Origin of the sequence: Vreelandella lutescens (assembly GCF_014640815.1) — a bacterium.
Taxonomy (GTDB): domain Bacteria; phylum Pseudomonadota; class Gammaproteobacteria; order Pseudomonadales; family Halomonadaceae; genus Vreelandella; species Vreelandella lutescens.
This window is the reverse complement of sequence record NZ_BMHM01000004.1, coordinates 261,762-281,997: the sequence shown is the minus strand read 5'-3', so window position 1 is coordinate 281,997 and position 20,236 is coordinate 261,762. Positions and strand designations below refer to the sequence as shown.

General features: G+C 58.0%; 21 protein-coding genes. 18 read left to right on the top strand and 3 right to left on the bottom strand.

From position 1 onward, the window contains the following. Positions 1-152: 152 nt before the first annotated feature. On the top strand, positions 153-842 hold the full coding sequence (locus IEW65_RS11975) for a pirin family protein (RefSeq protein WP_188639707.1): 690 nt from the start codon (positions 153-155) through the stop codon (positions 840-842). Between the two features lie 107 nt (positions 843-949). Here IEW65_RS11975 and serA read toward each other — a convergent pair whose 3' ends face one another. After that, a complete protein-coding gene (gene serA / locus IEW65_RS11970) occupies positions 950-2,194 on the bottom strand; it encodes a phosphoglycerate dehydrogenase (RefSeq protein WP_188639706.1) in 1,245 nt (414 codons plus the stop codon). 289 nt (positions 2,195-2,483) lie between these two features. On the opposite strand from serA, the gene IEW65_RS11965 reads away from it, so the two are divergent. From IEW65_RS11965 to IEW65_RS11945, 5 genes are all read left to right on the top strand, one after another. Continuing rightward, complete coding sequence (locus IEW65_RS11965; RefSeq protein ID WP_188639705.1) at positions 2,484-2,780, top strand: exodeoxyribonuclease VII small subunit; 297 nt, start codon at positions 2,484-2,486, stop codon at positions 2,778-2,780. Beyond that, positions 2,774-3,667 (top strand): (2E,6E)-farnesyl diphosphate synthase, encoded by an 894-nt coding sequence (gene ispA / locus IEW65_RS11960; RefSeq protein ID WP_188639704.1) that lies wholly within the window; start codon positions 2,774-2,776, stop codon positions 3,665-3,667. Before IEW65_RS11965 ends, ispA begins: the two co-directional genes overlap by 7 nt. Before the next feature lie 2 nt (positions 3,668-3,669). Further along, a complete protein-coding gene (gene dxs / locus IEW65_RS11955) occupies positions 3,670-5,595 on the top strand; it encodes a 1-deoxy-D-xylulose-5-phosphate synthase (protein WP_188639703.1) in 1,926 nt (641 codons plus the stop codon). A gap of 45 nt (positions 5,596-5,640) precedes the next feature. Next, the gene (djlA, locus tag IEW65_RS11950; protein ID WP_188639702.1) at positions 5,641-6,402 is read left to right on the top strand and encodes a co-chaperone DjlA; all 762 of its coding nucleotides are present in this window, start codon (positions 5,641-5,643) and stop codon (positions 6,400-6,402) included. A 63-nt stretch (positions 6,403-6,465) separates the two neighbouring features. Next, positions 6,466-7,089 carry a glutathione S-transferase family protein gene (locus tag IEW65_RS11945; RefSeq protein WP_188639701.1) on the top strand — a complete coding sequence of 208 codons (624 nt, stop codon included), beginning with the start codon at positions 6,466-6,468 and terminating at the stop codon, positions 7,087-7,089. Between the two features lie 3 nt (positions 7,090-7,092). Here the strand turns inward: IEW65_RS11945 and ribA are convergent, their stop codons facing one another. Then, positions 7,093-7,728, bottom strand: coding sequence for a GTP cyclohydrolase II (gene ribA / locus IEW65_RS11940; protein WP_188639700.1), 636 nt, complete (start codon positions 7,726-7,728; stop codon positions 7,093-7,095). 220 nt (positions 7,729-7,948) lie between these two features. On the opposite strand from ribA, the gene hemE reads away from it, so the two are divergent. From hemE to IEW65_RS11900, 8 genes are all read left to right on the top strand, one after another. Beyond that, positions 7,949-9,064: a uroporphyrinogen decarboxylase gene (gene hemE, locus IEW65_RS11935; protein ID WP_159343496.1), complete on the top strand. Its 1,116-nt coding sequence runs from the start codon at positions 7,949-7,951 to the stop codon at positions 9,062-9,064. Then, the gene (gene speE, locus IEW65_RS11930) at positions 9,061-9,921 is read left to right on the top strand and encodes a polyamine aminopropyltransferase (protein ID WP_188639699.1); all 861 of its coding nucleotides are present in this window, start codon (positions 9,061-9,063) and stop codon (positions 9,919-9,921) included. The genes hemE and speE overlap by 4 nt, the downstream gene beginning before the upstream one ends. 88 nt (positions 9,922-10,009) lie before the next feature. Next, positions 10,010-11,035 (top strand): amino acid ABC transporter substrate-binding protein, encoded by a 1,026-nt coding sequence (locus tag IEW65_RS11925; protein WP_188639698.1) that lies wholly within the window; start codon positions 10,010-10,012, stop codon positions 11,033-11,035. A 225-nt stretch (positions 11,036-11,260) separates the two neighbouring features. Then, positions 11,261-12,286 (top strand): amino acid ABC transporter substrate-binding protein, encoded by a 1,026-nt coding sequence (locus IEW65_RS11920; RefSeq protein ID WP_188639697.1) that lies wholly within the window; start codon positions 11,261-11,263, stop codon positions 12,284-12,286. Between the two features lie 84 nt (positions 12,287-12,370). Beyond that, positions 12,371-13,561: an amino acid ABC transporter permease gene (locus IEW65_RS11915; RefSeq protein WP_188639696.1), complete on the top strand. Its 1,191-nt coding sequence runs from the start codon at positions 12,371-12,373 to the stop codon at positions 13,559-13,561. A 20-nt stretch (positions 13,562-13,581) separates the two neighbouring features. Beyond that, a complete protein-coding gene (locus IEW65_RS11910; protein WP_188639695.1) occupies positions 13,582-14,682 on the top strand; it encodes an amino acid ABC transporter permease in 1,101 nt (366 codons plus the stop codon). 85 nt (positions 14,683-14,767) lie between these two features. Beyond that, positions 14,768-15,496 carry an amino acid ABC transporter ATP-binding protein gene (locus tag IEW65_RS11905; protein WP_054640785.1) on the top strand — a complete coding sequence of 243 codons (729 nt, stop codon included), beginning with the start codon at positions 14,768-14,770 and terminating at the stop codon, positions 15,494-15,496. 108 nt (positions 15,497-15,604) lie between these two features. Then, positions 15,605-15,997 (top strand): RidA family protein, encoded by a 393-nt coding sequence (locus IEW65_RS11900; RefSeq protein WP_188639694.1) that lies wholly within the window; start codon positions 15,605-15,607, stop codon positions 15,995-15,997. Here the strand turns inward: IEW65_RS11900 and IEW65_RS11895 are convergent. Then, on the bottom strand, positions 15,994-16,587 hold the full coding sequence (locus IEW65_RS11895) for a histidine phosphatase family protein (RefSeq protein ID WP_188639693.1): 594 nt from the start codon (positions 16,585-16,587) through the stop codon (positions 15,994-15,996). The two genes, IEW65_RS11900 and IEW65_RS11895, sit on opposite strands and share 4 nt — an antisense overlap. A gap of 159 nt (positions 16,588-16,746) precedes the next feature. Between IEW65_RS11895 and phnD the strand changes: the two genes are divergently transcribed. Genes phnD through phnE (IEW65_RS11875) form a run of 4 tightly spaced genes read left to right on the top strand, consistent with a single transcriptional unit; the run spans position 16,747 to position 20,193 of the window. Continuing rightward, the gene (gene phnD / locus IEW65_RS11890) at positions 16,747-17,736 is read left to right on the top strand and encodes a phosphate/phosphite/phosphonate ABC transporter substrate-binding protein (RefSeq protein WP_188639692.1); all 990 of its coding nucleotides are present in this window, start codon (positions 16,747-16,749) and stop codon (positions 17,734-17,736) included. 57 nt (positions 17,737-17,793) lie between these two features. Further along, positions 17,794-18,600, top strand: a complete 807-nt coding sequence (gene phnC, locus IEW65_RS11885; RefSeq protein ID WP_188639691.1) for a phosphonate ABC transporter ATP-binding protein — start codon at positions 17,794-17,796, stop codon at positions 18,598-18,600. Next, the gene (phnE, locus tag IEW65_RS11880) at positions 18,587-19,390 is read left to right on the top strand and encodes a phosphonate ABC transporter, permease protein PhnE (protein WP_188639690.1); all 804 of its coding nucleotides are present in this window, start codon (positions 18,587-18,589) and stop codon (positions 19,388-19,390) included. Before phnC ends, phnE (IEW65_RS11880) begins: the two co-directional genes overlap by 14 nt. After that, entirely contained in the window at positions 19,384-20,193 is an 810-nt protein-coding gene (gene phnE, locus IEW65_RS11875) for a phosphonate ABC transporter, permease protein PhnE (RefSeq protein ID WP_188639689.1), read from the top strand. Before phnE (IEW65_RS11880) ends, phnE (IEW65_RS11875) begins: the two co-directional genes overlap by 7 nt. Positions 20,194-20,236: the final 43 nt, after the last annotated feature.

Here is a 20,236-nt window from a genome sequence, read left to right as displayed (position 1 = left end):
ACCGTCGGTGCATCTTGGCGTTGTTGATCCAGGTCAACACCGGCGCTATTCATCGATTAATTCGACGAAACCATTGAGAAAGCTTCACCCCACGCCGCGCGCACTCGGTCGTATAGTAGGCAGCAACTTAACTCCGTCATGAGGTGCTGTTGATGAAAATTCGCCGTTCCAACGAGCGAGGCTACGCTGATCACGGCTGGCTGCGCTCTTATCACACCTTCTCGTTCGCTAACTATATGGACCCCAACCATATGGGCTATCGCGCGCTGCGCGTGATTAACGAAGACCGCGTCGCCCCCGGCCACGGTTTTGGTGCTCACCCCCACCGGGACATGGAGATCATCTCCTACGTGCTGGAAGGTGAGATGGAGCACAAAGACAACATGGGCAATGGCGAAGTGATGCGCCCTGGCGACGTACAGCGCATGTCGGCAGGCACGGGCGTGTTGCACAGCGAGTTCAACCACTCCAAAGAGAACGGCCTGCACTTTTTGCAAATCTGGGTCGAAACCGCCCAGCGCGGCATTCAGCCCAGCTACGAGCAGAAGCACTTCCCCACCGCCGAGCGGCAGGGCCAGTGGCGCTTGGTGCTTTCCCCCGATGGCCGCGATGGCTCGGTCAGCGTCAACCAGGATATGAACCTGTATGCGAGCCTGCTGGGTGCAGGCGATCAGGTGGCGGCTCCGCCCTCCCGCTATGCATGGCTGCACGTGGTGAAGGGGGCTGTCGAGGTCAACGGTGAGACGCTCGCCACTGGCGACGCCGCTGCGTTTACCCCCGATGAGCCGTTTGAGCTGACTTGCACCGATGCCAGTGAAGTGCTGCTATTTGACCTTGCATAGCGCGCAAGCTTAGCTAGTACGCAGCACTCATCAAAACGCAAAACGGCCCCGGAGGGCCGTTTTGGTGTCAGCAGTACAACGCCGTCAGACTCGCTATTCTGCGCCGACTAGCTGTTCTGCGCCGAGTAGAGCGCGCGAATTTTCAGCGTGTGCTCTACCTGCTTTAACGCTTCCAGCGCCTGAGGGCCGTAGGCTTTATCCACATCAATCACCACGTAGCCCACCTTGTCGTTGGTTTGCAGATACTGGCCAGAGATGTTGATGCCATTTTCCGACAGCACGCGGTTGATCTGGGAAAGCACGCCGGGCACGTTGTTGTGGATATGCAGCAAACGATGCTTGTCCGGGTGGGCGGGCAGCGCCACTTCGGGGAAGTTGACCGAGGTCACCGTGGTGCCGTTATCCGAGTAGGTGATCAACTTCTCAGACACCTCAATACCGATGTTCTCCTGGGCTTCCAGGGTAGAACCACCGATATGCGGCGTCAGAATCACGTTGTGCAGGCCACGCAGCGGGCTTTGGAACTCTTCCTCGTTGCCTTTTGGCTCTACCGGGAAGACGTCGATGGCTGCACCGTTGAGCTTGCCAGCCTTGATGGCATCGGCCAGGGGCTCAATTTCTACCACGCTGCCACGGGCGGCGTTAATCAAGATAGCGCCATCTTTCATGGCGGCGATCTCTTTGGCACCGATCATCCAGCGCGTAGAGGCAAGGTCCGGCACGTGCAGGCTCACCACATCTGAGCGGCCCAACAGCTCTTCCAAGCTACCAACCTGGCTGGCGTTACCCATGCCCAGCTTGGTGATCACATCGTAATAAATGACGTTGAAGCCCAGCGACTCTGCCAACACAGACAGCTGCGCGCCGATGCTGCCGTAACCGACGATACCCAGCGTTTTACCGCGTGCTTCGTGGGAGTTTTTCGCCGACTTCAGCCAGCCCCCTTGGTGGGCCAGTGCATTTTTCTCAGGAATACCGCGCAGCAGCATGATCGCTTCTGCTAACACCAGTTCCGCTACCGAGCGGGTGTTGGAGTAGGGTGCATTGAAGACGGCGATACCACGCTTCAGCGCGGCCTCCAAGTCCACTTGGTTGGTACCGATACAGAAACAGCCAACGCTCACCAACTTCTCGGCCGCTTCGAACACGCGCTCAGTCAGCTGAGTACGGGAGCGAATGCCGATAAAGTGAACATCACGAATCTTTTCGATCAGCGCTTCTTCGTCTAACGACGTGGGCAGCTGTTCGATATTCTCGTAACCTGCGTTGTGAAAATTGTCCACCGCGCTTTGGTGGACGCCCTCGAGTAGCAGGATCTTAATCTTGCTCTTTTCCAGGGACGTTTTGGCCATGGCTGAATCAACCTCTATGGTCGGCGGCATGCGCCGTGTATCGGTTCACGGGAGGCCCGTATGGTAGCACAGCCGCTAGCGCTCTCGGCGTCTTGGTGTGATGAAAAGTGTGCGCTTTCAAGATGAACAGAGCGCAAGTCGATGAATCGACCCACGGGGAGGGCAGACGCCACCCCCTCGCCTCGGTGTATACTATGCGCCAGTATGACGTACCTGTTTAACAGCACCTGAAGCCACACTCGCCGCCCGGTGACCCCTCGGGCGCCCGGAAAACGGTAGGCATTGCCCAATGAGCGACACCACACCCCCACAAGATTTTGCCGCAACGGTTGCCCAGCTTGAGACCATTGTGGAACGCCTTGAGTCTGGCGAGCTCTCATTGGAAAATGCGCTCACCGCTTTTGAACAAGGCGTGCGTTTGACCCGCGATGCCCAGCAGCGGCTCGACACGGCCGAGCTGAAAGTGCGCGCACTCAGCGAAGATAACGCCGGAAAACTTGAGGTGGCTCCCTTCGCGGCGGCACCGGATGCCAGCGCCCCGATCCCTGATCCCGGCAACGACAGCGAGGAAACGCCGCCATGGTAACCGTTCAAGCCTCAAGGCTTACCACGCTACGCCACGCCAGCAGTACCCGCGTCGACGCTACGTTAGCTGCGCTGTTCGATGCACGCCCAGCGGTGGATGAGCGTTTAGAAGCGGCCATGCGCCATGGCCTGCTGGTGGGCGGCAAGCGTCTACGCCCCTTGCTAGTGTACCTCGCGGGCCAGGCACTCGGTGCCAGTGAAGACGACCTGGATGCTCCGGCAGCGGCCATTGAGCTCATCCACGCCTACTCGCTCATTCACGATGACCTGCCCGCGATGGACGACGACGACCTGCGCCGCGGCCAGCCCACCGTGCATAAAGCCTTTGATGAGGCGACCGCCATTTTAGCGGGCGATGCCTTACAGGCACTGGCGTTTGAGGTGCTCGCTAGCCGCCCGCACCCACGCTTGGGCCATTTGGTCACCACCCTGGCCGTGGCCTCTGGCCGCGACGGCATGGTAGCCGGCCAAGCGCTGGATTTAGCCGCCGTGGGCGGCCACCCAGATGCCGAGGCACTCGCCCACATGCACGCCCACAAAACCGGCGCGCTGATTGTCGCCGCCGTGCGCCTGGGCGGGCTGACCGCGGTGGACGCAAACGACCCGCGTCTTACGGCGCTGATTCGCTACGCTCGCGCCATTGGTCTAGCCTTCCAGATTCATGACGACATCCTGGACGTGACGGGAGACACCGCCACGCTGGGCAAAATTTCTGGCGCTGACGCCGCCCGCGCCAAGCCCACCTACCCCAGTTTATTGGGGCTGGCGGGCGCGCAGCGCAAAGCGAACACGCTTATTGACGAGGCCATTGCCGCCCTCGCCCCGTTAGGCGAGCAGGCCGCACCCCTGGCCGATCTTGCCCTCTATATGATCGAGCGCGACCACTAACGATGCCTATGAAGCTGTTCGACGAGATACCCCGCGAGCGCCCGGCGACGCCGCTGCTCGACTCTTTTGATCACCCCGCGGCACTGCGGGCCATGAACACGAAGCAACTCGCCCAGCTAGCGGATGAGCTGCGCGCTTACCTGCTGTACAGCGTCGGCGTGACCGGCGGCCACTTTGGCGCAGGTCTGGGCGTGGTTGAGCTCAGCGTCGCGCTGCATCACGCTTTTCACACCCCGAAAGATCGTTTGGTGTGGGACGTGGGTCATCAGGCTTACCCGCATAAAATTCTCACCGGCCGCCGCGATGCCATGCTCAGCATTCGCCAGCACGGTGGTTTGGCAGCCTTTCCTCGCCGGGCGGAGTCCGAGTACGACACCTTTGGCGTAGGCCACTCCAGCACCTCGATCTCTGCAGCGCTGGGCATGGCCCTGGCCGCCCAAGCACAAAACGACCCGCGTAAGGTCTGTGCCATCATTGGCGACGGTGCGCTCACCGCAGGGATGGCGTTTGAAGCGCTGGCCCATGCGGGCCACGTGAATGCCAATATGCTGGTAGTGCTGAACGACAATGAGATGTCGATTTCTGAAAACGTCGGCGGCATTGCCACGTATTTAGCCCGGGTACTCTCCAGCAAGCCCTACCTCAAAATGCGCGAAGAGGGCAAAAAGGTGCTTTCCCACCTGCCCGGAGCACTGGAGCTTGCCAAGCGCACCGAAGAGCACATGAAGGGCATGGTCAGCCCGGCCACGCTGTTTGAAGAGATGGGCTTTCACTACGTGGGCCCCATCGACGGCCACGACTTAGACGCTCTGACCCAAACGCTGCGCAACCTGCGCGATCAGCAAGGCCCGCAGTTCCTGCACATTAAAACGGTCAAAGGGAAAGGCTTCCTGCCCGCCGAAGCGGACCAGATTGGCTACCACGCGATTACTAAGCTGGAGAAAACCAGCGTCACGGTAAGCGCACCGCTGGTGAAGAAAGCAGCGGCTCCAAAAAGCGCTGCAAAGAAAAAATACTGCAACGTGTTTGGCGATTGGCTATGCGATATGGCCGCCGCCGACTCACGGCTAATGGGCATTACCCCCGCCATGGGCGAAGGCTCGGACCTGATTCGTTTCTCACAGACCTACCCTAAGCGCTACTTTGATGTGGCGATAGCCGAGCAGCATGCGGTGACTCTCGCCGCAGGGATGGCCTGTGAAGGCATGAAGCCGGTGGTGGCGATCTACTCCACCTTTTTGCAGCGCGGCTATGACCAGCTGATTCACGACGTGGCCGTGCAAGACCTGGACGTGACGTTCGCTATCGACCGCGCGGGCCTTGTGGGCGAAGACGGCCCCACCCACCACGGCAGCATGGATCTTTCGTTTTTACGCTGCGTGCCGGGCATGGTGATTCTGGCCCCAGCCGATGAAGCCGAGTGCCGCGCGATGCTCAGCGCCGCCTATCATCACCCTGGCCCGGCTGCCGTGCGCTACCCGCGAGGCACTGGCCCCGGCGCAGTGATTCCCGAACACCTGGAGCCGCTGGCGATTGGGCAAGCCCAGGTGCGCCGCGAGAGCACCAGCGACGGCGTGCGCATTGCGCTGCTGGCGTTTGGCAGCGTCAATAGTGCCGCCGCTGAAGTGGCTGAGAAGCTGAATGCCACGCATATCAATATGCGCTCGATCAAGCCCCTTGACCGTGATGCCGTGCTCCACGCCGCCGATGAGCATGAACTCCTCATCACGCTGGAAGAGAACGTGATTGCTGGCGGTGCTGGCAGTGCGGTTAACGAGCTGCTGCACGCAGAGGGCGTTCAGGTCGAAGTGCTGAATTTAGGCCTGCCGGATACGTTCGTTGAACACGGCACGCCCGCCGAGCTGATGCGCGACTGCGGCCTGGACGCTGACGGCATTGAGCGCGCTATTCGCGCCCGGCTGCCGTAATCCACGCGTATCACCAACGCCCTTCTTTAACCTGTTGAGATAGCTATGTTATTTCTGATTATTGTGTTTGGTTTGATTGGCCTTGCCGTCGGTGGCCCTGTTGGCCTGTTAGTGGGTGGCGGTTTGGGTTGGTGGCTGGGGCGGCGCATTGGCCGCCGCTTAAGCGCTGCCCGCATGCAGCTTCAAGAGGGCTTCTTGGAATCGATTTTTTCGGTCATGGGCTGCCTGTGCCAAGCGGACGGCAAAGTGACGGAGGGTGAGTTGAGCGTGGCCGAAAAGCTCTTCGACCAAATGCACCTACAGGGTGAGCACCGCGCTAAAGCCCGCGCCGCCTTTGCACGTGGCCGGGCAGATGACTTTAACCTGGAAGCCGAGCTGGCCAAGGTCAATCGCCTTACCCAGCGCCAGCCGGTGCTACGCCAGGTGTTTTTGCAGGTTCAGTTGAGCGCGATTGCCGCCGATGGCGTTCTGCACCCCGCCGAGCACGAGATGATTCTGCGCGTTGCACGTGGCATTGGCTGTAGCGACGCCGAAGTACAGCAAATCGAAGCAATGCTCCACGGTGCCGCCGCGAATTCCCAAGGTGCCAGCGAAGAAGCCTTAAAAGATGCGTACCGTGTGCTTGGGGTATCTGAAGAGACCAGCGACGCCGAACTTAAGAAAGCTTACCGCCGCCTAATGAGCCAAAACCACCCGGACAAATTGGCCGGTAAAGGCCTGCCGGAAAGCATGCGCGAAGTGGCCCAGGCGCGCACCAGTGAAATTGGTAATGCCTACGAGCGTATTCGCGCCGCCCGCGGCCAGTAGCCCGTGACAGGTTTCCAGGGAGTGCTACAGTGAAAGCTTCACGGTACTGCCTGGAGCCACCGAATGATCACGCTATACAGCTTTCCCAACTCCCGCTCTTTACGCGCCGCTTGGACGCTTGAAGAACTGGGCCTGGAGTACCAGTGCCACCACGTAGCGCTGGATAAAGGCGAAGGGCAAAGCGCGGAGCACCTCGCCCGCCACCCGGATGGTAAGGTGCCGGTACTGGAAGATGGCGAGCTAACGCTGTTTGAATCCGCGCCTATCTGCCGCTATCTCGCCGAGCAGTATGGCGATGGGCAACTGCTGCCTCAAAGCGTTGCCGAGCGCGCTCAGGTCGACCAGTGGCTTAGCTTTATCGTCACCGAAATCGAGCAGCCCCTGTGGTTACAGGCAAAACATAAATTCGCCCTGCCACAAGATAAGCGCGTGCCTTCGGTGCTACCCACTGCGGCCTGGGAATTTCAACGGGCACTGCTCGCGTTAGAGCGCCGCTACCGCGGCCAAGAAACCTTAGTGGGGAATACCTTCACTCTTGCGGATCTTTTCCTGACGCATACGCTGACCTGGGCGGCCAGCATGAAACATCGCCTGCCGGAGCCACTGGTGGCTTACCGCGCCCGCCACGCCAACCGCCCGGCTCTTGCCCGCGCCGCCGAAAAAGAGCAAGCGGCGGCTAACGGTTAAGCACTACCCCTTACGTTCAATATCCACATCGCTGGCCTGGGTGAAATCATCCAGCGCCATCATGTGGCCGAGCTTGCCCGCTTTGGTAGAGAGGTACTGCTCGTTGTGGGGGTTTAAGCCGGTGGTAATGGGCAGCCGCTCGACCACGTTAACGCCGTCGCGGGTCAGCGCATCTACCTTGCGGGGGTTATTGGTCATCAGCTTGAGCGCGGTAATGCCCAAGTGGTTGAGCATCGGCACGCAGAGGTCGTAGCGGCGCATATCAGCACCGAAGCCGAGCTGCTCGTTGGCCTCTACGGTGTCGGCCCCCTGGTCTTGCAAATGGTAAGCGCGGATTTTATTGAGCAGGCCAATGCCCCGCCCTTCCTGGCGCAAGTAGAGCAGCACACCGCGCCCCTCTTCTGCAATACGCTTCAGCGCCTCTTGCAGCTGGTAGCCGCAGTCGCAGCGCATGGAAAACAGCGCATCACCGGTTAAGCACTCAGAGTGTACGCGTCCTAACACCGGCTCACCGCCGTTCACATCGCCTAGGGTTAGGGCGATATGATCTTTACCCGTGGCGTCGTCTTCGAAGCCATGCATGGTGAATGTGGCCCAGGGAGTGGGCAGCCGAGAGGCAGCAATGAAGCGAATGGTCACAGGTTTCCTCGCTGATTAACCAAACCAGTTAACCACACCAGTGTTGGCGAAGTGGGCAGATAGTTTAACAGGAAGCCACGCGAGCCTCACGGTCTTCGCTGGGTGCGACGATTTTGCCACGGCTTGCGCCGCCACCCCCGGCTATCTTCACGTACAATTCCTATCTTCAGGTACGATGACTCCCTTACAATGCGGGCAAATTTCTCAAGAGCAAGTGTTTATGACCACCACACCTTTGCAAAACGACCGTTTTCTTCGCGCGCTGGCTCGCCAGCCCGTTGACCGCACTCCGGTGTGGATGATGCGCCAAGCCGGCCGCTACCTGCCGGAGTATCGCGCCAGCCGCGCTGACGCGGGCAGCTTTATGGACCTGTGCCGCAATCATGACCTGGCTTGCGAAGTCACCCTGCAGCCGCTGGAGCGCTACCCGCTCGACGCCGCGATTCTGTTTTCAGACATTCTAACCATCCCCGACGCCATGGGGCTGGGCCTCTACTTTGAAACCGGGGAAGGCCCCAAATTCAGAAAAACCGTGCGCACGCCGGAAGAAGTGGCGGCGCTGACCGTGCCGAACGCCGAGCGCGACCTGGACTACGTGATGCGTGCGGTCTCGACCATCCGTCGTGAGCTGAACGGCCGCATGCCGCTGATTGGCTTCTCAGGCAGCCCCTGGACGCTGGCAACGTATATGGTCGAAGGGGGCTCCAGCAAAGATTTCCGCCACCTGAAAACCATGCTGTACGACACGCCGGACACCATGCACCAGCTGCTGGACACTCTGGCGCAGTCGGTCACTGACTACCTGAATGCGCAGATTCGCGCCGGTGCGCAGGCGGTGCAGATTTTTGATACCTGGGGTGGCGCGCTCTCCACGCCTGCTTATTTAGAGTTCTCGCTGCGCTATATGGAGCAGATCGTCTCCGGGCTGATCCGTGAACACGACGGGCGTCGCGTGCCGGTGATTCTGTTCACTAAAAACGGCGGCCAGTGGCTTGAACACATTGCCTGTGCCGGTGCTGATGCGCTGGGTATCGACTGGTCGACCGAGCTTTCTGATGCCCGCGCCCGCGTAGGCCATAAAGTCGCCCTACAGGGCAACCTAGACCCCAACGTGCTGTTTGCTCGTCCTTCGGCCATTCGCGCTGAAGTGGCACGCGTGCTGGAGAGCTACGGCCACGGCCCTGGCCACGTGTTCAACTTGGGCCACGGCATCAGCCAGTTCACCAACCCCGATCACGTCACCGCCTTCATGGAGGCGCTGCACGACTTAAGCCCGCAGTACCATCAGGGCATTCCGACCCAAACGAACGACCAGTGCCCAGGAGCCAAGCAATGAGCGACTTACGCGACGACCAGTGGTTTACCGAAGTTTTTGATAGCCACGGCAGCGCTTTCTCGCTGAAAGTTACCGAAAAACTGCTGGACGTGCAGAGCCCTTACCAGCACCTGGAAGTGTACGCCACAGAGACCTACGGCAACCTGATGGTGCTGGATGGCTGCGTGATGCTGACCGATCGCGACAACTTCCTCTACCACGAGATGATTGCCCACCCAGCACTGTTCACCCACCAAGACCCCAAGCGGGTGGTGATTATTGGCGGCGGCGACTGCGGCACGCTGAAAGAAGTGCTGCGCCATCCGGGCGTTGAAAAAGTCACTCAGATTGATATCGACAAAGAAGTGACCAAAGCGGCAGAGCGCTTTTTCCCCGAGCTGGTGGAAGCGAATGGCGACTCCCGCGCCGAACTGCTGTTTGCCGACGGCGTTAAATGGGTAGATGACGCCGCCGATGAGAGCATCGACGTGCTGATCATCGACTCCACCGACCCGGTAGGCCCGGCCGAAGGCCTGTTCAAAACCGACTTTTTGAAGCGCTGCCACCGCATTCTGAAAAGCGGCGGCGTGATGGTTCAGCAGAGTGAGTCACCGCTGTATCACAGCGGCTCGATTATCCGCGCACTGCGCAACGACATGCGCGAAGCTGGCTTTGATAGCGTCGCCACCCTGCCCTTCCCACAGCCGGTGTACCCTTCCGGCTGGTGGAGTGTGACGCTGGCAGGCAAAGCGACCAACGTCGAAAGCTTCCGCGAAGAGGCTGCCGCCCATCACGAAATGCCGCTACAGTACTACACAGTAGATGCCCACCGTGGTGCCCTGGCGCTGCCGCCCTTTATGCGTAAGGCCTTCGCATAACCTCGCGGTTCCGCTTTGCATCAGGCCGGGCTCTGCCCGGCCTTTTTTATGCGCAGACAGTGCTGCGCGCCACGTTAAGGAATAACAAATGAACACCACGCGTTGGTTAGGATTGGGAATCACTCTGTTAGCACCCGCCCTGTGGGTGCCTGCCACAGCCATGGCCGATACCCTAGAGAACGTGCAAGCACGCGACAGCGTGCGCTGCGGCGTTAACGCCGCCCAGCCCGGCTTCTCATCGCTAGACGATAACGACCAGTATCGCGGCCTGGACACCGATGTGTGTCGCGCTATTGCTGCCGCCGCACTCGGCGATGCCAGCAAAGTCAACTTCGTGCCGTTAGATTCAGTGGAACGCTTTGCGGCGTTGCAGTCTGGCGAGGTGGACGTGCTCTCCCGCACCACCACCTGGACCTCAAGCCGCGACACCACCCTCGGGATGAACTTCACAGGCGTTAGCTATTACGACGGCCAAGCGTTCATGGTAGCCAGCGATCTCGGCGTACAGAGTGCCAAAGAGCTGGATGGGGCCGCTGTTTGCACCCAGTCAGGCACCACTAGCGAGCTCAACCTTTCCGACTACTTTCGCATTAACAACATGACCTATGATGCGGTGGTGTTTGATTCACCTGAGCAGTCGATTGCTGGGTTTGAAGCAGGCCGCTGCGACGTATTGAGCTCGGATGCCTCGCAGCTCTACGCGCAGCGCATTCAGCTGGCCGACCCCAATATGGCCGTGGTGCTGCCGGAAATCATCTCCAAAGAGCCGCTTGGCCCCGCCGTGCGACAAGGCGATGACCAGTGGTTCAACATCGTGAAGTGGTCGCTGTTTGCCATGCTGAACGCAGAAGAGCTGGGCGTCAGCCAAGCCAATGTGGATGAACAGTTAAGCTCAGACAATCCCGATGTGATGCGCCTGCTGGGGCAAGACGGCGACTTCGGTGAAGCCATGGGCCTACAGACGGACTGGGCCTACCAAATTGTGAAACAGGTCGGCAACTACGCGGATATTTATGATCGTAACGTGGGCACAGGTTCCGATTTTAAGATTGCCCGAGGTTTAAACGCCCTGTGGAAAGATGGTGGCATTCAGTACGCGCCGCCTATTCGCTAACACGCTAACAAAATACTCAGCAACGTTTGCCAGCAGCCGCGCACCAAAAAAGCGCAACGCGTAGCTGCTGGCGCACTTTTTTGCACCACGACCTTCGTTAAATTCGCTGATTTTACGTTGAAAAGCGCTGAATTTGCCGACATATCTTTTTTGGCACCTTCCTTGCTAGCTTTTAGTGATGCATCACCATGCATAACGACATTAAATCGAGGAAGGGGAACAAACATGATGAATAAGAAACACCTGGTACTGCTGGCCTCCGCTGGTGCTATTACCCTCGCCGGTGTCGCCACCGCCCAAGCCGATACATTAGAAGATACCCGCTCGCGCGGTGCCATTCAGTGTGGCGTCAGCGACGGCTTGCCAGGTTTTTCCGCCCCGGACGATAGCGGCGAGTGGCAGGGTCTGGACGTTGACGTATGTCGCGCCGTAGCCGCTGCAGTACTGGGCGACGCGGATGCAGTTAACTACATCTCCTTGAACGCCGTTGAGCGTTTCACCGCGCTGCAGTCTGGCGAAGTGGATATTCTTTCTCGTAACACCACTTGGACCACTACCCGCGATACTACCCTGGGCCTGAACTTCACCGGCGTTAACTTCTACGACGGTCAGGGCTTCATGGTGTCCACCGATCTGGGCATCACCAACGCCTCCGAGCTGGACGGCGCTGCCATCTGTATCCAGTCCGGTACCACCACTGAGCTGAACCTGGCGGACTACTTCCGTGCCAACGGCATGGAATTCGACCCGATCGTTTTCGATACCTCTGAGCAGACCGTGGGCGGCTTCCAAGCTGGCCGCTGTGACGTTCTGACCTCCGACACCTCTCAGCTGGCCGCGCTGCGCATTCAGCTCGACGACCCGTCTGCGGCAATGATCCTTCCCGACGTTATCTCTAAAGAGCCGCTGGGCCCAGTTGTACGCCAGGGTGACGATCTTTGGTTCAACATCGTGAAGTGGTCACTCTACGCCATGATCAACGGTGAAGAGTACGGCGTGACCAGCGAAAACGCTGAAGAAATGCTCAGCTCTGAAAACCCGGACGTTGCTCGCCTGCTCGGCCAAGATGGCAACTACGGTGAAGGCATGGGTCTTGAAGCCGACTGGGCTTACAACATCCTGAGCCAAGTCGGTAACTACGGTGAAAGCTTTGAACGCAACGTAGGTATGGGCTCACCGCTGGAAATTGAGCGCGGTGTTAACGCCCTGTGGAACCAAGGCGGCTTCCAGTACGCACCGCCGATTCGCTAAGCGTCTCGCTTGACCCCGGCCCGCTACCCTTTTTGGTGATGGCGGGCCATTTGATTGACCTTCCGTATCGCGGAGACGCCACCCATGTCCGTAAGACCTAACGCTCGCCCCGTTGGCCAAAAGCCACCGTTTTGGCGAGACCGCGCCAAACGTGCGCTCATCTTTCAATGTCTGCTGATTGCCGCTGTCATCGCTTTCCTGTTCTATGTCGTCGGCAACGTGCAAGACAACCTCTCCTCTCGGGGTATCACCACAGGTTTTGGCTTCCTGAGTAATACCGCCGGTTTTGGGATTGTGCAGAGTCTGATCGACTACTCTTCCCAAAGCACCTATGGCCGCACGTTCTTCGTTGGCCTGCTGAATACGCTGCTGGTGGGTGGATTAGGCGTCATCGCCGCCACCATCGTTGGCTTTATTGTCGGCATCTCGCGCTTATCGCCTAACTGGCTCATTGCCAAGCTAGCGGCAGCGTATATCGAGACGTTCCGGAATATTCCGCTGCTACTGCAAATTTTCTTTTGGTATTTTGCCGTACTGCGCACCCTACCAAGCGCCAGGGACAGCCTAGCCTTTGGTGAAGCCTTTTTCTTGAACGTGCGCGGACTTTACCTTCCGCAACCATTGTTTGAGTCGGGCTTTGGTCTTATACCTGTCACCTTTGTCATCGCCATTATTGCCAGTGTGGCCCTGGTGATCTGGGCGAAGCGTCGTCAGGAAGCGACGGGCAAACGCCTGCCTGCTTACTGGATTTCCTTTGCGCTGATTTTTGGCCTTCCTCTGCTAGTGATGTTTGCCACTGGCGTGCCCATCACCTGGGAAATGCCCGAGCTGCGCGGCTTTAACTTCCGTGGTGGTATTACGGTAATTCCTGAGTTCTTGGCACTGTGGTTTGCACTATCGATCTACACCGCGTCGTTTATTGCTGAAATCGTGCGCTCGGGCATTCAGGCTATTTCACACGGCCAAACGGAAGCCGCTCAGGCGCTTAGCCTGCCACGTAACCTGGTACTGCGCTTAGTGGTCATTCCTCAAGCGCTACGGGTCATTATTCCTCCACTGACCAGCCAGTACCTGAACCTGATTAAAAACTCGTCGCTGGCAACCGCCATTGGCTACCCAGACCTCGTCTCGGTATTTGCTGGCACCACGCTGAACCAGACAGGCCAAGCCATTGAGGTCATTGCCATGACCATGGCCGTCTATCTGACCATTAGTTTGCTGGTGTCCATGTTTATGAACTGGTTCAACGCCCGCGTGGCACTGGTTGAACGCTAGGTTGAGGCGAGGAGCCACAGATGATTCATAACCAAACCATGATTGAGCAGCGACCGGCGCCCAGCAGCTCCGTTGGGGCTGTTGCCTGGTTGCGCACGAACCTGTTTAACGGCCCGATCAATACGATTTTCACGTTAATCGGCCTGTATATTCTTTATCTACTGGTAGTACCGACCGTGCAGTGGGCGTTCATCAACGCCGATTGGGTAGGTACAACGCGTGATGACTGCTCCCGGGAAGGCGCTTGCTGGGTATTTATCAACGCACGATTATCCCAGTTTATTTACGGCCTATACCCTAGCTCGGAGATCTGGCGCGCCAATATCGTGTTTGCCATGTTCTTCTCTTTAATTGGGTGGCTTGCCATTCCTCGGCTGCCCTTTAAGCGCTGGGTAGCGATCTTTGCGCTCATCGTCTTCCCTGTTATTTCGTTTGTCCTGCTTTACGGCGGCTACTTTGACCTTCCCAAGGTGCCTACGCACCGTTGGGGCGGCCTAATGCTGACCCTGCTGTTAGCCACGGTGGGTATGGTCGGCGCGCTGCCTATCGGCATTGTGCTAGCCCTAGGCCGGCGCTCTAACATGCCCATCGTCAAAAGCTTTTGCGTGGTGTTTATCGAGTTCTGGCGCGGCGTGCCGCTGATCACCGTGCTGTTTATGGCCTCGGTAATGCTGCCGCTGTTCCTGCCCTCCGATATGAGCGTTGACCGCCTAGTGCGTGCCTTGATCGGCTTAACGCTGTTCCAGAGCGCCTATATGGCGGAGGTTATTCGTGGCGGCTTGCAGGCGATTCCAAAAGGCCAGGAAGAAGCGGCCGCCGCGCTCGGTATGACGTATTGGAAACGCATGGGGCTGATTATTCTTCCCCAAGCGCTGAAGATGATGATTCCCGGCATCGTGAATACGTTTATCTCGTTGTTTAAAGACACCACCCTGGTCATGATTATCGGGCTCTTTGACCTCTTGGGGATCGTGCAAGCGGCACTGGCCGACTCACGCTGGTTAGGCTTCTCGTTGGAAGGTTACGTGTTTGCCGCCTTCATGTTCTGGGTCTTCTGTTTCAGCATGTCGCGCTACAGCCAGTACTTAGAACGCAAGCTGCACACCGGCCATAAGCGCTAACGCCGCTTTCATTAACGATTTTTAGCAGGATAGTGACATGACTCAAGCAGCCACCAACAACCCTGGCAACAGTACTTCTGACCTGATGGTTGAAATGCGCGGCGTGAACAAGTGGTACGGCGATTTCCACGTACTTCGCGATATCTACTTGGAAGTAAAACGCGGCGAGCGGATTGTTATTTGTGGGCCTTCTGGCTCCGGTAAATCCACCATGATCCGCTGCATTAATCATCTTGAAGAGCATCAGAAAGGCGAGATTGTGGTCGGCGGCGTACCGCTTACCCAAGACGTCAAACGCATCGAGCAGATTCGCCGCAGCGTTGGCATGGTGTTCCAGCACTTCAATCTGTTCCCTCACCTCACAGTGCTTGAGAACTGCTGTATCGCCCCGATGTGGGTGCAGAAAAAGCCCCGCAAAGAGGCCGAAGCCATGGCCATGCAATACCTGGAGCGGGTACGTATTGCCGAGCAGGCCAAAAAGTATCCTGGCCAGCTCTCTGGCGGCCAGCAGCAGCGCGTCGCGATTGCCCGCTCACTGTGTATGCACCCAGACGTGATGCTGTTTGACGAGCCCACCTCTGCCCTTGACCCTGAAATGATCAAGGAAGTGCTGGACGTCATGGTGGAACTAGCCGAAGAGGGCATGACCATGCTCTGCGTCACTCACGAGATGGGCTTTGCAAAGACCGTGGCCGACCGCGTGATCTTTATGGACCAGGGGCAAATCATTGAAGAAAACGCGCCAGAGCCGTTCTTCAACAACCCGCAGTCTGAGCGTACCCAGCTCTTCTTGAGCCAGATTCTGGGGCATTAATTCAGCTTCCAGCGCCACATAGTGCTGAACGTGGGCCTCCAATGAGGCCCATTTTTGTGTGGCCTCTATCCCACAACCACTCCACAACATCACAACAAGTGAGTCATCATGGAAAAGCTATTTATTGACCGCGCACCGCAACCCATTGCCCCGTTTTCACACGCCTGCCGCGTGGGCGACTTGGTCTTTATCACTGGCCAAATGCCTACCGTGCCGGAAACCAACGAGATGCTGTTAGGCACTTTCACCGAGCAAACCCACCGGGTAATGCAGAACCTGGCCATCGTGCTGGAAGAGGTGGGCAGCAGCTTTGAGTACGTGGTGCAGTCGCGGGTGTTCATCACCAATATGGGCCACTTCGATGAGGTGAATCAGGTCTACGCCAGCTACTTCCAACAACCGCTGCCCACCCGCACCTGCATCGGCGTAACAGGGCTTGCGGGCGGCGCGGATGTGGAAGTCGATATGATCGCCTGGATTCCTCCCAAAGAGAGCGCTTAACCGCCCACCAGCGTAATGCTGGCGGGCAGTAGCGCAGGCTGCTCACGGTGCTGAGTCAGCGGCCTGCCCGCCAGCGCCGCGAGCAGAATCTGTAGCGGGTCGCCATGGCTGACCACCAGCACCGTTTCGCCAGTAAAGCGCTGCTCTAACGCTTCCAGCACGGCACACATCCGTGCGGCTACCCGGCTGACCGGCTCTACCTGCCACTGAGCATGCTCCGCACTTTGGGCATCGAAGGCCCACACGTCCGGGTAGTGGTGATCCGCCTGGCCATCCAGTTCGCCAAAGTGGCGCTCACGTAGGCGCACCTCTTGCGTCATCGATAGCCCAAACGCCGCTGCCACTCTGGCGGCGGTGTTCGTCGTGCGTAAAAAATCTGAATGTACGACCTGTGTAGGCGCCGGCCAGGACCACTGCGCTAGCACGTCTACCAACTGCTGTTCGCCCTGCTCTGAAAGCCCGTAACTCGTCAGACCCCGTTCAGGTGAGCTGATGATTTTTCCCTGTGCGTTGGCTTGGCTATGGCCATGGCGCATAAGGAGATAGCGGTTTCGCCAATGGTAGGAGGGGGTCAGGAAAGTGTTTGACATATCTTTGTAACAAATCCTAGATTGAAGATGCTCGTTTTCGAAAAATAAACATCTGCGTTTTTAAATGTCCATTTGCGAAACACACGCTGATCGCAGCACTGATCTGGCGTTCAGACAGTGGACATACGCTACAACAATAATGCACATATGAGGCTGACTATGAAAACGTCACATCTGCGCAAGCGTCCGCTTGCCATGCTCACGGCTATCTCTCTGCTACCCCTTGCCTTGCTCTCTAGTCATGCCTACGCCGAGTGCGAACGGGGTGACTTAGATACCCTTTACTGCGACGAAAATGGCGATATGGTCGCCGACCGCCCGGCCGATGAATCTGAATGGGCCAACCCAGATACGCTGATTTTTGCCTATACCCCGGTGGAAGATCCTGCCATTTATTCCGATATCTGGCAGCCCTTTATCGACCACTTATCGGAAGTCACCGAGCGCGATGTGCGCTTCTTTGCGGTGCAGTCGAATGCCGCGCAGGTAGAGGCCATGCGCAGCGGCCGCCTGCATATTGCGGGCTTCTCCACGGGCCCAACGCCGTTTGCGGTGAATCTAGCGGGTGCCGTGCCCTTTGCGCTGATGGGCTCTGACGATGGCCAGTTCGGCTACACCCTGCAGCTGTTTACCCATGTCGACTCGGATATCGAAACCCTGGAAGACTTAAAAGGTAAGCGAGTCGCCCACACCTCCCCCACATCGAACTCTGGCAACTTAGCGCCGAGAGCGCTGCTGCCCGAGCTGGGCATCACGCCTGAGGAAGATTACGAAGTGGTCTATTCCGGTAGCCACGACCAGTCCATGCTGGGCGTAGTGGCGCGGGACTACGATGCAGCCCCAGTGGCATCTGAAGTCGTCGACCGCATGGCCGCGCGAGGCCTTTACGATACCGACGATGTCCGGATGATCTATGAATCCGACCGCTTCCCCACCACCTCGTATAATTACGCGCACAATCTTCACCCTGACCTTGTGGAGAAAATCGAAGAAGCGTTTTTCACTTTCGACTTCGTGGGCACCGAGCTGGGTGACGAATTCGAAGGCGTCGAGAAATTCATCCCCATCACCTATCAGGATAACTGGCAGGTGATTCGCACCATTCAGGCCGCTAATGGCGTGACCTACACGCCCGAAAACCTGGAGTAACGCGTGCTGCGCCGCTTTTCGCGGCGCAGTTCCTCGTCTATTGATGGATGCGAACACATGCTGGAAATTACCAATCTGGTCAAACGGTATGGCCATAGTGAGGCGGTGTTAAAAGGCCTTGATCTACGGGTAGAAGGTAACAGCGTTGTGTCTATCGTAGGTGCCTCCGGCGCCGGTAAAAGCACGATGCTGCGCTGTATTAATCGCTTGGTGGAACCTACCTCAGGCTCCATCAAACTCAATGGCACCGAGCTTGTGAACCTGAAAGGTGCCGAGCTGCGCCGGGCGCGGCGCAAAATTGGCATGGTCTTTCAAGGGTTTAACTTACTTGATCGGCTAACCGTGATGGAGAACGTGCTGGCAGGGCGGCTTGGTTATGTCAGCTTTTACCAGGCCATTTCGCGCCGCTACCCACCTGCCGATATTGAGCGCGCGTTTGTGCTTATGGAGCGCGTGGGCATTGCTCACTACGCGAATAAGCGTGCGGATGAGCTGTCCGGTGGTGAGCGCCAGCGGGTAGGCGTCGTGCGTGCACTCATGCAAGAGCCCGACGTGCTGCTGGCTGACGAGCCCACCGCCTCACTGGACCCTCGCACCTCTGAACAAATCATGATGCTGCTCCAGAGCTTGGCGAGCGAGCTGTCGCTGCCGGTGTTAATTAACATCCATAACGTGGCCCAAGCCAAAACCTACACCGAGCGCATTGTAGGCCTGCGCCACGGCAAGATGATTTTTGATGGGCAGCCTGCCGATTTTAACAAAGACGCGTTAGACGCCATTTATGGCGGCATTGAAGCCCCAGACGATGCGATCACCGAGCAGCTGGGCACCGCCGTGGAGGAGCCACGCCATGACGCCGTCTAACACGCCCCCTAGAACCTGGAAAAAGCCGCCGTTTATCGCCAACCCACTGCTGCGTTATGGATTATTCGTGATGGCAGCGGTGTATCTGGTGTGGGCGTTTGGCTCGCTGCCTTTCAACTGGGCGCGTATTTCAGAAGGGCTACCACGCGCAGCGCGCATTTTTAGCGGCGGTTTCCCGCCTAACCTAGAGCGCTATGAACTGCTGCTGACCGGGTTTAAAGAGAGCTTTCAAATTGCCATTCTTGCCACGCTGTTGGGGGTACTGCTCTCGATCCCCTTTGCGGTGATGGCTGCCCGCAATATCGCGCCGCTGCCTGTCTATCTGCTAGGGCGCAGCATCATCATTATTTCGCGCAGCTTTCATCCCGTTATTGTCGCCATTCTGTTTGTCGCGGCCGTGGGATTTGGGCCGCTAGCGGGGATTCTCACGCTGACTCTCTACTCCATTGGCTTTGTCGGCAAGCTGCTCGCTGAAGAGATAGAGGAGATTGACTGGGGCCAAGTAGAAGCCATGCGCTCTACCGGCGCAGGCTATCTCGTGACGCTGTTTTATGCGGTGTTCCCGCAAATTCTACCGCGCCAGGTAGGCCTTTCTATGTATCAGCTGGATAGCAATCTGCGCGCATCCGCCGTAGTGGGCATCGTAGGCGCGGGGGGCATTGGGGGCACCCTGATGAATGCCTTTGGGCGCTACGATTACGACTTTGCGTTTGCCATTTTACTGATCATTATCGCGGTGATTCTGCTCAGTGAAGGGATCAGCGGCTGGGTGAGGAAAAAAATATGGTAGATCACGCACAGCGGCTTGCCGACCGCGTTTGGCAGCGCTACGACCGCAAAGAGCGGCTGATCCGTTACGCCGTCCTGCTCGCGACGCTCATGGTGGTATTTTGGGCCGTACGCGATATCGATATTTTCTGGCCATGGGTTTGGGATGCGCCTAATCAAATCTCCAACTTAGGGGCGCGCATGTGGCCGCCCAGCGCGGCCGGGCTAAGCGGCATTCTCAATGCTCTGCTGGAAACCGTGCATATCGCCACGCTGGCGACGTTCCTGACCATTTTCCTCGCCTTGCCCGTCGCGTATATCGCGGCCCAAAACACCACCCCTAACCGTGCTTGCCTGTGGTTGGGCCGGTTTATTCTGGTCTCCAGCCGCTCGGTGAATACGATTATTTGGGCGCTGTTGTTCGTGGCGATTTTTGGCCCCGGCGTGCTGGCGGGGATTCTAGCCATTGTCTTTCGATCTATTGGTTTTATCGGCAAGCTAATGGGTGAGGCGATTGAAGAGATCGACCGACGCCCTGTGGAAGCCATGGAGGCGACGGGGGCATCGAAAGCGAAAGTGGTGGCCTATGCCATTGTGCCTCAGGTGATGCCGGCATTTTTTGCCATTGTGGTGCTGCGCTGGGATATCAATATCCGCGAGTCTACGGTATTAGGGCTGGTGGGCGCAGGCGGTATTGGGGTGATTCTGCAAGGCGCGATTGATACCTTCGCTTGGCCAACCGTGGCGACCATTCTGATCGCCATTATCGTACTGGTACTGTTGGGCGAAGCGATTACCAGCCTGTTGCGCAGTAAGGTGTTGTAACAAAGCGGAGATCCCCATCGGCAAGCGTTTGACCAAACGCCAA

What these genes read in the sequence shown, in the direction of transcription:
- phnE (WP_188639690.1), top strand. Translation starts at nt 18,587, where the DNA reads ATGACGCCGTCTAACACGCCCCCTAGAACCTGGAAAAAGCCGCCGTTT.
- serA (WP_188639706.1), bottom strand. Translation starts at nt 2,194, where the DNA reads ATGGCCAAAACGTCCCTGGAAAAGAGCAAGATTAAGATCCTGCTACTC.
- IEW65_RS11905 (WP_054640785.1), top strand. Translation starts at nt 14,768, where the DNA reads ATGGTTGAAATGCGCGGCGTGAACAAGTGGTACGGCGATTTCCACGTA.
- IEW65_RS11965 (WP_188639705.1), top strand. Translation starts at nt 2,484, where the DNA reads ATGAGCGACACCACACCCCCACAAGATTTTGCCGCAACGGTTGCCCAG.
- phnC (WP_188639691.1), top strand. Translation starts at nt 17,794, where the DNA reads ATGCTGGAAATTACCAATCTGGTCAAACGGTATGGCCATAGTGAGGCG.
- IEW65_RS11920 (WP_188639697.1), top strand. Translation starts at nt 11,261, where the DNA reads ATGATGAATAAGAAACACCTGGTACTGCTGGCCTCCGCTGGTGCTATT.
- IEW65_RS11895 (WP_188639693.1), bottom strand. Translation starts at nt 16,587, where the DNA reads ATGTCAAACACTTTCCTGACCCCCTCCTACCATTGGCGAAACCGCTAT.
- IEW65_RS11910 (WP_188639695.1), top strand. Translation starts at nt 13,582, where the DNA reads ATGATTCATAACCAAACCATGATTGAGCAGCGACCGGCGCCCAGCAGC.
- phnE (WP_188639689.1), top strand. Translation starts at nt 19,384, where the DNA reads ATGGTAGATCACGCACAGCGGCTTGCCGACCGCGTTTGGCAGCGCTAC.
- djlA (WP_188639702.1), top strand. Translation starts at nt 5,641, where the DNA reads ATGTTATTTCTGATTATTGTGTTTGGTTTGATTGGCCTTGCCGTCGGT.
- IEW65_RS11925 (WP_188639698.1), top strand. Translation starts at nt 10,010, where the DNA reads ATGAACACCACGCGTTGGTTAGGATTGGGAATCACTCTGTTAGCACCC.
- IEW65_RS11915 (WP_188639696.1), top strand. Translation starts at nt 12,371, where the DNA reads ATGTCCGTAAGACCTAACGCTCGCCCCGTTGGCCAAAAGCCACCGTTT.
- IEW65_RS11945 (WP_188639701.1), top strand. Translation starts at nt 6,466, where the DNA reads ATGATCACGCTATACAGCTTTCCCAACTCCCGCTCTTTACGCGCCGCT.
- speE (WP_188639699.1), top strand. Translation starts at nt 9,061, where the DNA reads ATGAGCGACTTACGCGACGACCAGTGGTTTACCGAAGTTTTTGATAGC.
- phnD (WP_188639692.1), top strand. Translation starts at nt 16,747, where the DNA reads ATGAAAACGTCACATCTGCGCAAGCGTCCGCTTGCCATGCTCACGGCT.
- IEW65_RS11975 (WP_188639707.1), top strand. Translation starts at nt 153, where the DNA reads ATGAAAATTCGCCGTTCCAACGAGCGAGGCTACGCTGATCACGGCTGG.
- ispA (WP_188639704.1), top strand. Translation starts at nt 2,774, where the DNA reads ATGGTAACCGTTCAAGCCTCAAGGCTTACCACGCTACGCCACGCCAGC.
- dxs (WP_188639703.1), top strand. Translation starts at nt 3,670, where the DNA reads ATGCCTATGAAGCTGTTCGACGAGATACCCCGCGAGCGCCCGGCGACG.
- IEW65_RS11900 (WP_188639694.1), top strand. Translation starts at nt 15,605, where the DNA reads ATGGAAAAGCTATTTATTGACCGCGCACCGCAACCCATTGCCCCGTTT.
- hemE (WP_159343496.1), top strand. Translation starts at nt 7,949, where the DNA reads ATGACCACCACACCTTTGCAAAACGACCGTTTTCTTCGCGCGCTGGCT.